The sequence below is a fragment of the Thalassotalea piscium genome (genome assembly GCF_030295935.1).
Taxonomy (GTDB): Bacteria; Pseudomonadota; Gammaproteobacteria; order Enterobacterales; family Alteromonadaceae; genus Thalassotalea_B; species Thalassotalea_B piscium.
The window spans coordinates 190,377-204,752 of record NZ_AP027362.1 but is presented as its reverse complement, the minus strand read 5'-3'; the positions used below and the strand labels follow the sequence as shown (position 1 = coordinate 204,752).

Genomic DNA, 14,376 nt, shown 5'->3' with positions numbered 1-14,376 from the left:
CTAGCTTTGATAACAAAGTTTCTTAAAATTAAATTTTAGGCTCTTCATTAAAGTATTTTCGCCAATAACTCTGCCAGTTGTCATTTAGAGAAAACGACTTAAATTTAGGATGTAAATCTTCTCTGATAAGAAGCCAAGGTAATAGTTTAAACTTTGTGGATCTCAATGAACGAGATACATTAGTTGACTCTTTTTTATTACCTTCATCAACTAGGTGATCATTTATAGTTTGTGTGATATCAACACCAAAGCTACTCTCAAAACCTATCAACTTTCTGACTACTAATGCACAAAGTACGAGAGGAACAAACTCGGACTTATCAACTTTTAGATTATCTAGCTTTTCAGGTAATATTTCTTTAATCAATTCAACTTCAATTGATGTATCTCTATTATTTATTGTTGGTGCTGCTGATATCGTATCTGAAAACTCTGGTAATTCGAATGTATATTGATTTGGATTGTTTATTTTTGGCGTTAGCGTTTTTTGTCGAGATTTTATTGAATAAATAAAGCTTTGTAGTTTATCTTCTGTAAGTCGGATTTCAGATAAAGCATTAGCCCCAACCGAAGTAATATTTTCTAATTTATATTGTTCTGATAAATACCAACCTAACTCTTTAGGTAATTTCGAAGTAGAAAGCAGATCAATACCATCTTTAAGAATTTCATTTTGTGTACTATCCCCCATATATGTCAAGACTTCGGCATATTCCTGCTTTATTTTCTTATAAGATTCGATATCATGAAATGGTAGATCAGGAGCTAATAGAGATAAATAAATTTGTTCACTTAAAATTTCCTGCAAAATTATTGATCCTAATGGCGAAATTTTAAATGTTTCTCCATCAGTGATATTGAAACTTACAACATCATCACCATCAGTAGGAATCTCAACACACTCGACAAGCCTTTGTCTAACACACTCTTCCACTACAGCAATAGACCAACTCCCTCTGTAGCCATACATCTGTGTGAAACATACAATTCTATTTAGTGGAATACCATGAGTTCTTTCATTTGGCTTCAGCGAATAATTAAGAAATAATAAAATCCTTAATTTCAAATAATAAGCTTGATTTACATTTTGATAAGGTATGAAGAGGTTTGGTAAAATGCTAGCCTGACCATCTTCTTGACTAACCATCAACGCCGCGATCACTTCTTCATATTTCCAGCCACTTACAGATGAACCTAATTGCTTATGAATTTGCCTAAGTAAGTCATGAAAAAGCCTTATGTTATGCCAAGATATACACGAAAGAGTTTCTAATACTCGTTGGCCAGATAAACCTTGTTGTAAACTAAGTCTAACTACTGAGGCATATTTAACACAGAAACTTTTAAATTCATTATAGTTGTAATTTCTTCGCCATTCTTTAGTTCTAAAATCGTCATCAAAATGATTTTCTATATATTTAATACGTTTAGCTATTAATTTGCTAAAATCAGGTGCCTTTAAATGAATAACTCTGTCACCACTACGAACATCTAGCCAACCTTTATCCTTATTCTTAAAGTATGTAAATTCACGCATTGTTATTATGACTGTAGCTCCAGACTCTTTGGATAACTTATGCGCAATTACATATGTTTCTTCTTGAAAATCTTCTGAAGCCCGATCAACATTATCAATGATTAGAATTACACTACTATTTTGGCTTGTTTGGTTTTTTAACGAACGTATAACAAAATTTTCATTATCACTTTTTAGACGCTGTAACTCTTCAGCTTCTTTTTCAATATACTTTTCTGGTTCGCGTTCAAAAACACTTTTATAAGCACCATTTTTTAGAGCGTTAAGCTCAGCCCGATAGGTACTTTTAAGTGAATCAAGGTGATGTATTTCTGGAAATTCATTGATAAAGCTTTCGTTGATTCGTTTAAAGATTACATCTTTTGCTTGCCTTACATTTCGAGATACATCGTTAATAAGATCAACGAGGATAGGGACGGTTGTCGTTTTATGAAACTGTTTAGTTTCGTTTAGGACTTTTTTTACTAAAGTCGTTTTACCACACCCAACAGATCCTGTTATTAATACAACTTTACCAGAACCTTTTTCTTCAATTATTGAAGCAGCGCCTTCTCCCGGCTCCATATCCTCCGTACCTAAAGGAAGAAAGTTTGGTGGCGTATCTCTTAAAATCCGCTTTAAGTCACCGCGATATTGGTCAAGCTTTGAGTCGCTAACAAAGCAATACTCAAGCATTTTCTTTTGATTGCTATTTGTGATTTCATCAAAAAAGGTACGGTAAAACTCATCCAAGTACCTTTCTTTTTCATACGTACGCCATTTTAAGTTACCAAAATCAGATTTAAGGATTTTACAAACAGGTGATGGGACATAATTTATTTCACTTAAATAACTTTCTAAATTACCTGAAACAACATGCTCTTTGGAAAGAAGTTCATAAAAAAGGTCAAAGTAAAAATTATCAGTAAAAATATTGCCAAAATAGACACCTTTCATGCTGTCTATAGTTTTCCCCGGTTTGGGTATTAGCTGTAGTACCATCCATTCTGCACCATTTGTTATAACCGCATGTACCACTGAGCTATCATAACAATATGAAGATGCCTGCTTAATTGTCTCAGTAAGCAAAGATTTAAATGCTTGTTTAAAATATGAAACGGTATATTCGTGGTGGGTTGGCTTTCTACTGGTAGGAGTGCAAAATGTTAAACCTAATTTCTTAGCTTCAACAACTAACTTTGGGGCGTTATTATATTTAAGTAAATAATCTATATAGCCATTAGTCGATGTATGTGTTTCAGGGTTAAATTCGTCAGAATTCCAACCTAACACTTTCAAAACTTCATCTATAACTAAAAGTCTTGTTTTTGCTTCATTTGCGAAATGAATGCTACATTCTTTATCCTTAAATTTATTAGCTACATCTTGTAGTTTTTGTAATGCAACTTCTTTTTGAGACAAATTGACCAAAGTAACTCCTTTACCAAAGGCTTTATTCCTAGATAACAGTAATATATAACAAGTTTAAACATATAACTATCTATCAAAAAATCTTTGCTTTATCACCATAAAACCCCCACGACGGCGCGGCTTAATAGTCATTAACAACATTAATGAAGTAAATATGAGTATTTCAAAACATTTGACTCTATTACTTTTTTAATTAGTTAGCACTACTAATAATAGCCACTCCCCAGTAGTAGTGTTACACATTTTACAAATAGGTAACTAGGAGACACTCCATGACCGAAATTTACTTTATAGGCTTACTAGTAGATAAATAAGGCCCTGTAAGTAAAATTATAAAACATCCCCCTACTATTATAAGGAATAACCACTTTTTTATTGCTGAGAATAAAGTACCGTAGTTTAATAATCTTATCCCAATAGACAACAGGATATACTATGAACGAATACAACTTGATCATATATATGATTATTGCATTAGCTGGTTCCTTTACAGCTTATTTTAAATACAAAAAATCAAAGGAGGATAATAAAAAGAAATGAAAAAGCTTAGGTATCTCGCCAAAGATTAAACCTAGGCCTTAACATTAAACAGCAGAAGTATAATATAACAATAATAAAAAGCATCCAAATCAGGTGCTTTTTTATTGTGAAAGTTGTCATAAACTATAAATTTTCAGCTTCTTGAATAAAATTAGTCACGCTACATTTATTCACCGTTTCGATAATATGCATCCACTTACTCCCATCCCTTTGGCTTCAAAAGCAGCCAAAAATAAAGCCACCTAAGCCAGAAAAGCAAAGCCCCGCGAGTACGAAGCTTTGGATTCAAACTAAAATTAGTTTCGAAATAAAGTAACACTGCTAATGTAGCATTACTATATGTTGAATTTTACTAGTTGCTATTAATGTAGCGTTACTGTTATTGCTAAATGCAAAGCCAAAGTGTTGTATGCAAACAATTTTTTTAGAATTAAACATTTTAAGTATTCCTTTTGATTAAAATTAAGAGCTATTAAGTAGCTCACTTCTATTTATCAAAAAGTATCGCCAACAAAGAAAAACAACAAAACACCATATAAAACAAACTATTAATGCGGATTTTATTTAAGAAACATGAAGTATCCCTTTGGCTTCAAAGCACCCAAAAAAAACGTTAGCCAATAAACTTTTAGATTAAAAACTATAATGAAAGATAATGGCTGACTGCTTTAACTACTCAAAATTTTAGTCGGCAATATCTTCTTGTTCTAGATCGTAATAGATTACGCGAGTCAAATTTCCTGATGAAACGACTTCATCATCAGAAAGTGCCTGATTACTGTGTTTTTTCATTGAGATTGATGATTTATTCGCATCTACTTCACAAATTAAAATATCATTTATTTTGACATCAAGCTGATCACAGATGTCATCTGGCAAAGGTATTTCATGATTTTTGCCGACTTTAAATTGATAACCCATTTTATCTCTCCTATTCACCATTATTATAATCATAGCTCAAAACAAACTGATTAAAATAGGTTAGGTTGAATCACGCCAAAACAATCTTCAGATAACCCCATTGAAAAACAGCAAGCCCCGCGAGTGCGAGGCTTTGGATTCTAAACTTAGAAAAGAAAAATGAGAATAACTCTCAAGCGCCTCCGATCCCTCTTATTTCTATGATGTTGGAACATTTCTTTTCTGATGGTTTAGAGCAACTCATATGACTTGTTTGTTAGAATTAAGGATAACCTAACAAGCATAAAAAATTGCTTTGAGATTAAGTTTGAAGGTCTTAGATGGAACCGTCTAAGCCACCAAGCAAACAAATTTTCTTATGAATCTATTAGCTCAAATAATCAAAGATAAAGATAACTGTATCAATAATATTTTCCCAGCTAATCATGAATGATTTTGCAAAGCTTATATTAAAAACAGTCAGCCCTATTTTCACGTCTAATCCGAATAAATTCAGCTTAATACTTAGTTGAAAATGTTTTTTCATTTTGATGCACCCTAAATAATGAATTTAGGTCAACGTATCAAGGTGAAAATATCCTTCAGAAAAACATACATGTGAATAACTAGATTATAAATATACAAACTCCAGCCTATTATTTTCTGAAGTGATTTATATTTTAAGTTACGTTCTTAGGTTTTATTGAACTTTGAGCAGAAAATAGCATTGATGTTGGCACTACATGCTGGTTTAACTAGGCAACATCTCCGGTCTGAAAATCTAGTGGCGCTGCACCAAAATGCCCACTCCGCTGTTGGCACTTGGCCAGTTATACCAGAATACGCTGCCCAGCCTGCTGGTAAATATGCCTATATAATTGAATTACAAAATAATTAAACTTGTAGTAATTTCATTTCAAATTTATTCTCATCTGGAAATGCTTTATAAACATTAACGTCATTGTCGCGGATGTAGGGTATTAATTCTTTATTGGTTATATCAGACTTATAGCCAATAGCTACTTCTTTAAGTTCTATCTCATGATTAAAATTTAAGTAAAAATTTCCATCGGCATCTGACTCTTTTTTAGGGACTAAAGCCCTGTATTCCTCTTCATATTGCCAGTGCTTATATTTAGTAATAAACGCTTTCATTATATCTTTTTCTTTTGGCCTTAAAGGAAACTTAATGCGATTACTAAAGTACCTGACTTTCTTTAAAGCTGATGTAATGACATCAAACCCTAAACATATACCTTTGTGGGATTCTGCATAATGTGACCATTGTACTGGATTAGTATTATTAGCTGAGAAACTAATTGTTCCGAATTTTGGAGCAAGCTGATTAATAGTATTGTTCCACGCACCTAGATCAACTTCATTACGATGTTTAAAAACATGAAAGTCAAAAGGGTCATTCAAATTTCTTATATCTGACAGCTTTAACCTTTTCCCTTGTAGAATTAACTTAGCAATTTCACAAGTCGTAAAATGGTAAACTCTCATTGTTTTTTTATTATCGTTATGTTGCATATCTTAATTCTGTGTTCATAAATAATTCTGTAAACTTCAGCTTAGTAAAAGTGTTTCTTCAAATGCTTCTATTAACTTATCTCTATAAGGTTTAATATCAGCTATACCATTGATTTTGCGACCTCTAGTTATTTGTATTGCATTAATAGCAGAATAATTCAATCAGCAAATTAATTTTAAAATTTGAGCTAATATAATTATTATTACTGATAACTAAAGGCTAAATTGAATGTTGAAGTCACATGGCCAACAACTCTGCTTTAATTTTCACAAAAGCACTCATGAGCTAATACCTGAAGATATCACGCTGGATGAACTGTTGAATGTTTTGAATAATCATAGCGATTCAGACCTAGCTCGAAGATATTACTTTGAGCAAATCAGTATGAAACGTAAGAAAAGGTAATTCAATAACAACCTTTAATTCTCAGCATCTAAAAGCTTTTCAATCTTACTGTGCTTTTCATTTAGTTTTTCTAATAAATTTTTTCTAGTAATTGATAATTCGTGAAGGTTGTACTGCTGAGTCTCTTCATTGGTTAAATAGTTAAGGCTATTGATCGAATAATTGTTTTCAGCAATATCGTGATTCGAAACGGTAAAGCTGATAGGGCTATATAATGGCCTGCTCTTAAATTCCTGTGCAAGTTTATCTATATTGTCAATGGTTGAACGATTACCACCTTCTTTTTGAAATTCCGAGGCATTAATAAACAATACGTCATTAGTGTATTTGCCTTTATTAATGACAAGCAATACCAATGGTATTGGGCAAAACGTCATTAGCTTTGAGGGTAATGTGATAACGGCATCTACCCAATTATTTTCAATTAAAAGCTTTCTCTCTTCTTTTTCTTTTCTTCTAAATAATGGACCTTTTCCCATCACCATATACCCCTTACCATAGGGGTTTAAGCATTCAATCATATGTTTAATGTATAAATGTTCTTTATAAGTGACATGCTTTCTTTCTGACTGTTCAATAGTGGTGTCTGTAATTTTATCCACTTGCATTTTAGGTTGTAATAAACAAATGGATGTATCGTAATAATTCTTTTTAACGGTAGAATTATTTGATAAACAGTAAGTATATGAACAATGAATATTTTTAGCTTGAGCAAGTGCAAACTTTCGCAATAAATGATGTGTTGATTGCCCCATAGATTCAATTCGAATTTCTTTGTCTGGATATTCTAGAGCAGCATATAGGCTTTGCTCTGCGGTGATTTCAAAAGGGGCGTAAATGCTGTTTGAGCTATCTAAATCAGCTATTTCAAAGATCAGGTCCATAAAATCAGATGGAATTTCTTCATACTGAAAACCTTCTTCAAATTGCATAGACACGTTGGTTGCCTGTAGGCGAGTTAATACTCTACTGTAAACTTCGATGGCATCAAAAGTTGTGAGAAAATCAACTGCATTAAGAGAGCTTATTGCTAATATTTCATCAATAGCTGATTTAATATCTCCTACTAAAGATAGTTTTATTTCACTCAACAGTTTAAAGAAAAGTGTGTTGTCATCAGGAGCAAGAATATCAGAGAAAGTAAAACGCAACCCATTATCTATTTCGTTTTGTTCTAATTTTGTTAATGTTGCGAACATGCCTTTTGGTAAGGCTTTTCTGGATAGTTGATAGGTTGTACTTAAAAATACTTCTACAGCTTGTCTAATACCGCTTTGTTGCTTTTCATCGATTATTGCGCTTGAAATATCATCTATCAAAGTTTCAAAAGAAAGGGGAGCAGCACTATTAATTTCTGCAAATTTAAATACGACAGAGTCTTGAGATTTATTAATCAATCGACAAAATAATACGAACAGAAAAAAATCTCTTTTTTCAATATCACCAATGAAAGCCTTTAATTTGGTAAATTTATAGTTTTGTACAATATCAATTATGATTTTTTCTAACATACTAATTTCCTGCCTTAATAATCTTCGTGGCAAACGCTTGAACTTGCTGCTCCCTATTTTCAATCAAGTCTAGAAGCAATTTTTTTTCTTCTTTGGACTCATCATTAAGTGCAATTATTTTTCGTTGGTCTTCAATAGAAAGATCAGGAAAAGGTAAGTTTGATAAAGTTTTCTTATTTAATGTGCTGCTGTACGAACCGCCAGCGTTTACATACAGCCATTTCTGGCTTTCTTTTGAATTTAGAATATATTCAATAAACTCCGGCATTATTTTTTGACTATTGGGGGATCTTAAAATCAAAAAATGATTCGTTGCGATTGCTTTATAAGGAACTTCTTTTAAAAGGAATGCTTTTTTTTCCACCCCTTTTAGTGCAATTAAAACATCATCTTTTTTAAGAAAGTCTGTTGGTTTGCTATTTACTACGTTTACTCTCGCAATTTTTGATAAATCTAGATACGAACCACGTTCATTTTTAACAATATCTCTTAATTGAATAATAAAATGCTCTCTCTTTTTTGCCTTTTTTGCAACTTCAACTAACTTTTTCACACCCTCGCGAAAAAACTTGCCGTTTAGTGTAATTATCTGAATATTTTTGACAGTACTTTTCATAAGGAGTCTGGAGTGTTTTTTTACAACCTTATCGCAACGCGTGGTGCGTTTCAAGTTTTCAGGTGTTGACGTAGTGTTTTTACCCCCCTAAACTTTGCTTCATCTACATGGCTACTGACGCGGAGGATATTTAATTGTTAATCAAAAAACATTGTTTCGATAAAGCAAAACGAAGAATTTGTTTTAACTTAAAACACAATAAAATTAATAAGCGTCATAGTTCAAGGTTAATACAATCAATTACATTTAAGTTTTCACGTATTTTGATGTCTCCAAAGATATTGTCATTTATTGATAATACCGAACTACCGACAAGGCTTAGATTCTAGCCGAACAGCGTGCTTAGTTAACAGCTTCTTTAATTTTTAAAGAAAGAATTTAGATGAAAAACACTTTTTATCTACGGACTTTTGCACGCTTTTTTTAAGAAAATTTACATAACTGTACAGAAAAATTTAGCGAGAAATCCGCTTAGGGGATTCTTGTGCTCAAAATTCACAAATGAGGTAATAAAAATGGCACAACGAGTAATGCATAACTGGCGCTCGGACAGACAGATTCGCCTGAGTAAATCATACAAAGATGGCGGGGAGTACAAATGGGGAGAGTCCCATCTGGAGTCAATGGCTCAACGAAACTTTGAATACGACTTGGATGTCTTGAGCTATAAGACCCAGCCCAAAGAGTATCGCTATATAGATGATAAAGGCGTTACTCGTTTTTATACCCCTGATACTGAAGTTGACACAACTAAGGGGCCAAAAAACGTAGAAACGAAACCTGCAATTTTCACAAAAGGTAAGCGTGCAGTTGAGCGTTTTAATCATCTGCGCCTTTGTTTTTCAGAAGCAGGTAAAGCACCTCTTTCCTACATCACTGATGAGGATGTATATCAGGGAGAACAAGTAGCTAATTTACAGAAAATACATCACTACCATCGTTTAAGTATTGATCACATTTGTATGGATGGCGTGATATGCGCTGTCGGTACAAACCCAACTTTTGGTGAACTCAGTCAACACATGAAATCACTTGGTTACCCCAAAAAACAGACTCTGGCTCTACTAGGGCATCAAAAATTTATTTTTGATTATAAAGAGTCACTGACAGAAAAAACCCAACTTACATTAGGAGTACATTAATTATGAATACTGCAATCTCACTTACTAGCGACCAATCAATTAACCTTAGCAATGGTCAGTCAATTAAACTTGCTGGCCGCCACGGTATTGTTCAATTTGCCAACCAAGAAGTCACTTTGGTTAAATTTGCTAACGGTGAACATCGACACTACCCAACGTTAGAGTTAAAAGCCGCAGCCAATGAGAAAAAACTTCATTTGATGGCTGCACCCGTTCACTTACGTTGCGTGGTTAGCTTAACCAAAAAACAGCAAAAAGAGCATGATAGACGCTTAGCTTACTGTGAAGCATTTGACCAAGTTGAAAATCCTTGTACCGCGGGAGTTCCAGAGAGAGTCGTTGATTCTGTATTTAAAAAAATACAAAAACAGCACCCCAAAAAACCTGCATGGAAAACAGTGCATGCTTGGTTTTCACGTTATTTAATCGATGGCAAAGATATGCGCCTTCAGGTGGCGTTAAAAGAAGATCAAGGCTTTCGCGTTGTAGATGAAGTTCAAGAAGTGATGGATAAAGTTATCAAAAAACATTATCTGAAAACGAGTCGCCCAACGGTGGTGTTTGCTTACAAACAGCTTCAGATAGCGTTTGCAAAAGGTAAGCGAGAATTGGAAGGTTTTTCTATTCCGTCACTTTCAACCTTTAGACGCTACATCAAAGGCTTGTCTAAATATGAAGTGGACTTAGCTCGTTATGGTAAGAAGTATGCTGAAAATGAGAATCGTGCTGCACTTAAAGTCTATAAGACTTCATTCCCTCTTGAACGCATTGAGTGTGATGCTTGTGAAATAAATATTGGCTTACTTAATGAAGACGGTACATACGCTGGCAAAGTCACAATTTTTCTTGTTATGGATGTCTTTAGTCGTGCAATTTTAGGGTATGCAGTACAAGTAGGTCATACAAAAGAATCTGCCGCGGCTGTTATTCATTCACTAGCTCACTCTATGCGCCTTAAAGACGATCCAGAGAAAAATCCCATGTCAGGTATTGGTCTTTGCTATGTATTTGATAATGGTGCGGGTTATCGAGCTGAGATGACTGCAAAGTTTCTTAACGCTATAGGTTCAGATATCGTGAGATGTCGTTCTAGAAGAGCCGACGAAAAGCCCCATGTGGAGCGGGCTATAGGCACTATGCGCCAAGCTTTTTTCAAAAATTTAGATGGCTATCTTGGTAAGAAAAGTGAAGTGAAAGTTACAGAACAAACATTGAAGCAAGCTGCAAAACTCAGTGTTAGTGAATTTATGCTGATGTTCGAAGACTATATTCAAAATGTTTATCACCACACAGGTAATCGCGGCATCAATGGATTTACACCCTATGAAATGTGGAATAACCATATTGATGAAGAAGAAGTTATCACGCTAGCTGATTTCGATGACCGATTAATGCTTCGCGGTAATGCAAAAACATTAACTTGTTCAGTTTCTGGTGGTATAGCCCATAGAGGTCAACGCTTTCATAGTCATGAGCTAAAAGAAATTATCACTCGTAAATTAAAAAACTCTGGCAGCCGTTCATGCAAAATGGAGGTGTTAATTGATGACTTTGATGCTTCTGCAATTACGGTAATCAGTGATGGGATCATGATTGAAGTTCCTAATGTTGATGATGTAAAACGCGACCAAGGATTTAGTTTTTTGAAATCACAAACTAAACAAATTGATAGTGCTAATGCACCCGTCCCGATGTCAGCAAGACAAGCTCAGGCTCAAAACCGTGTTCGTCGTATCAACGGCACTCATGTTGAATCTGACACCTTAATTCAAGATTCAGAAATTATTGAAAATACCACTAAAGAACTAGAGGAAGACCATGCAGCAACTAGCACTATTACCGAAACAGAACGAAATGCAACAGATGGATTTGGAGTTGATGATGAATAAGGAGACTATCGATATGACTAAATTACAGGCGGCAAATGATTGTGAACTACTTGATGATTCCTTGGTGTTTTTAGAGCGAAAAATTAAAACGCCAGACATTACTATTATCAAGCAGAAGTTTGACCGCTGCCGGGCAACTCGTGGTACTAAATGTGTTCAATCAATGTCATTTATTGGTGAATCTGGGAGCGGTAAGTCGTGGTTATCAGAGCAATATGTTGAAGAATCCCCGCGATATATTGAAGATGGTCAGAAAATTGTTCCTGTGCTCTATGCAAGTTTGCCCGAAAAGGCTACGTCGAAAGTGATGGTATCTCGATTGTTAAGAAACCTAACTGAGCTAAAGACTATTTCAGGAACCGAGGAGAATATACAAGGTAGATTGGTATCGCGATTAATCGCAGCGAAAACTGAACTGATTATTATTGATGAAACTCAACACTTAACACGAGAGTCCTCAAGTATATCAATTCAACATGCGGCTGACGCAATTAAAACCATCATGACTGATACTAGAATTCCAGTAGTGTGTGTAGGTATGGAAAGCAGTAAGTCATTGTTGACAGGAAAAACTCGATTCAAACATGAAAGACAACTGTTTCGTCGAAATCGTCGCCTCCATGTTCTAGCGCCGTATGAAGTAGGTACTGAACACTGGAAATCTCTCGTTAAGCAGTATCAAGTAATTCTTGAGTGTGAGGTTAACCTAACATCAGAAGGTATGCTTAAGCGCCTTTTTGCAGCAACAGGAGGTTTGTTTGGTTTTTTAACGCCATTATTCATGGAAGCCATAGAAATTGCTGGTAGCACGAAGGCAATCACACAGGAGGTTCTAGCAAAAGCTTATGTCGAGTTTCAGCCAGAAGATACTGAACTATTGTTTAATCCTTTTTCTGCAACATTAGCCCAAGTTGAAGTTGGCCTCACAAAGCTACTACTAAAGGGCAAAGGAAAGTCCAAAAATAAAGGCAAGGAGAAAGCATAGTGGAACTAATGACTAGTCTTGCTCCAAAGCCTTTAGAGAGCATTCGAAGTTTTATCGTTAGATTATCTAGTGCCAATGATTATGACAGTGTAAAACGTCTTTTTACTGAGCATAAGGGTGATAAAAACATTTGTATCGAAAGCAGTGATGCTAGCCTTTTGGACTTTGTAAAAAAATTAGTTGATATAGAAGATGTGTCGGTGTTTTCACCGATACATATCGCTGAAACGAAATCACAATCAAACCGGATAGGCGTAAAACCAATGATGGATACACACCCTCATGTGTGTCCATCATGCCTAGCTGAGAAAAGTTTAACCAATACTCAATGGCAACTATATCCGATCACACACTGCCCGAAGCATAATTTGAAGTTAATGACTCATTGCTGTTGTGGTGAAAAATTCAAGTGGGATCAAGAACTATTAGAATATGGGTGCAGTAATTGTTTTGCATCTTGGGCTGAAATTGCTCATCAACAAGAACAACAAGTTGCTCCTGATCATGTACTTCATTTCTATCGCTTAAATGGACAAGCGCAAGCCGATTTTTTAGAAGATCTCTTAACTGCTTGTATGAGAGCTTTAAGACCATACGACTCTGTACATCACGGTATTAAGCAGCTACCAAAGTGTAACGTTGACTGGACCAAACTGTCTACCCAAGCATATGACATGTTAACTGACAGAAATGTTATTGAGGATTGGTGTCATTCAATGGCGCATGTGAGAAGTGATTATGAAGTTTTTGGTAGTAACGCAGTTTTCTATCCACTAATAACGTTGCAGCAAAAGCTGCACCTGAACTGGCTGGTAAACGCTATAAAGCCAAGCCTTTGCAATGTATCGCCTTTAACCAATTTTCTTCCTTCTCATCAATTTACTAGCTGCAATGCTCGAAATAACTCGGTAACAGATTTAAGCATGAAAGCTGCTGATATTAGCCTTATACATCAACTCGACCAGCATGGTTTTTCTCAAATGACAGGCTGTAGTTTAGAGCTAACGAGAAGGATATTTAAAATCCCGTCGATTTCATCATTAGCACCCGTAGGTCGTGGACGGTTTAGTTTCATTGATACTACTGACTTTATTAAGCAATCAGTAAAAATAAACTCTGAAAATATTGCAAACACAACACCACTAACTAGTCCAACTGACCTGATGAAAACGTTCACCATGACAACTGATGATTTCATCATGCAAATCTACTTATATGAATTACCGATTCACATTAATTCCGCTGCTGAAACACTAGTTGAGGCAATATCAATAAACGAAAAAGTAATTGCCAATCACCTAGAAACTACATATTTAAAAAATGAGCATTCAATTTCATTAACACGCGCTAAAAACATTTTATGCATTCCTCGTAACCAAGTACTAATGTTAGCTAAACAAGGCGTGCTTGTAGAGCTACCGAGCACCAAAAACAAACATATGATTGCTGGTGCTTCAATTGCCCAGTTTCTAGCGAATTACACCTGTATTGAACGTTGGTCAGCTCTAAACAATGCTAGCCGAGGAAAGGTACTAAGTAGTCTGCATCAAGCAGGGTTCAAAGCAGATATTCCACCATTCATCTTCAAAAAGACACAAGGTTTACAAGACTTTTTAATGGCAAAGGTTTATACAACATGGGACAAACAAGAGCAGCTTGAATTAGTACTTTAATAAATATCACAGCTTTACAAAACCTAACAGACCGCAATAAGCTCAAACCTGTCGTTCAAAATTTCTATATAAAATTGAAGTTTATACCTTTTTATGGGTATTAATCATAGAGTATTCAAAGTAGATTCAGATTATATTTCGTATGTGTAATACTGTAAAAAAGAGCAAATGAAATATTAATATTTTACAGTCTTAAACCTCTTAGTTACTTACTTCATCTAATTAACGACTTTA

General features: G+C 34.7%; 9 protein-coding genes. 4 read left to right on the top strand and 5 right to left on the bottom strand.

Features of this window, described 5'->3' with window-relative positions; all coding sequences use genetic code 11:
• Positions 1 to 28 precede the first annotated feature (28 nt).
• From QUD79_RS00870 to QUD79_RS00850, 5 genes are all read right to left on the bottom strand, one after another.
• A complete protein-coding gene (locus tag QUD79_RS00870) occupies positions 29 to 2,938 on the bottom strand; it encodes an AAA family ATPase (protein ID WP_139175627.1) in 2,910 nt (969 codons plus the stop codon).
• Positions 2,939 to 4,171: 1,233 nt separating this feature from the next.
• On the bottom strand, positions 4,172 to 4,429 hold the full coding sequence (locus tag QUD79_RS00865; RefSeq protein WP_139175624.1) for a hypothetical protein: 258 nt from the start codon (positions 4,427 to 4,429) through the stop codon (positions 4,172 to 4,174).
• 852 nt (positions 4,430 to 5,281) lie between these two features.
• On the bottom strand, positions 5,282 to 5,920 hold the full coding sequence (locus QUD79_RS00860; protein WP_085285903.1) for a DUF2971 domain-containing protein: 639 nt from the start codon (positions 5,918 to 5,920) through the stop codon (positions 5,282 to 5,284).
• A 420-nt stretch (positions 5,921 to 6,340) separates the two neighbouring features.
• Entirely contained in the window at positions 6,341 to 7,837 is a 1,497-nt protein-coding gene (locus tag QUD79_RS00855) for an N-6 DNA methylase (protein ID WP_085285904.1), read from the bottom strand.
• 1 nt (position 7,838) lies between these two features.
• Positions 7,839 to 8,453 carry a restriction endonuclease subunit S domain-containing protein gene (locus QUD79_RS00850; protein ID WP_085285905.1) on the bottom strand — a complete coding sequence of 205 codons (615 nt, stop codon included), beginning with the start codon at positions 8,451 to 8,453 and terminating at the stop codon, positions 7,839 to 7,841.
• 515 nt (positions 8,454 to 8,968) lie between these two features.
• On the opposite strand from QUD79_RS00850, the gene QUD79_RS00845 reads away from it, so the two are divergent.
• Genes QUD79_RS00845 through QUD79_RS00830 form a run of 4 tightly spaced genes read left to right on the top strand, consistent with a single transcriptional unit; the run spans position 8,969 to position 14,142 of the window.
• Positions 8,969 to 9,595, top strand: a complete 627-nt coding sequence (locus QUD79_RS00845) for a hypothetical protein (protein WP_085285906.1) — start codon at positions 8,969 to 8,971, stop codon at positions 9,593 to 9,595.
• Positions 9,596 to 9,597: 2 nt separating this feature from the next.
• Positions 9,598 to 11,484 (top strand): TnsB C-terminal domain-containing protein, encoded by a 1,887-nt coding sequence (locus QUD79_RS00840; RefSeq protein ID WP_085285907.1) that lies wholly within the window; start codon positions 9,598 to 9,600, stop codon positions 11,482 to 11,484.
• 13 nt (positions 11,485 to 11,497) lie between these two features.
• Positions 11,498 to 12,469, top strand: coding sequence for a TniB family NTP-binding protein (locus QUD79_RS00835; protein WP_158088370.1), 972 nt, complete (start codon positions 11,498 to 11,500; stop codon positions 12,467 to 12,469).
• An 8-nt stretch (positions 12,470 to 12,477) separates the two neighbouring features.
• Positions 12,478 to 14,142, top strand: coding sequence for a TniQ family protein (locus QUD79_RS00830; protein ID WP_233144071.1), 1,665 nt, complete (start codon positions 12,478 to 12,480; stop codon positions 14,140 to 14,142).
• The last annotated feature ends 234 nt before the right edge of the window (positions 14,143 to 14,376 follow it).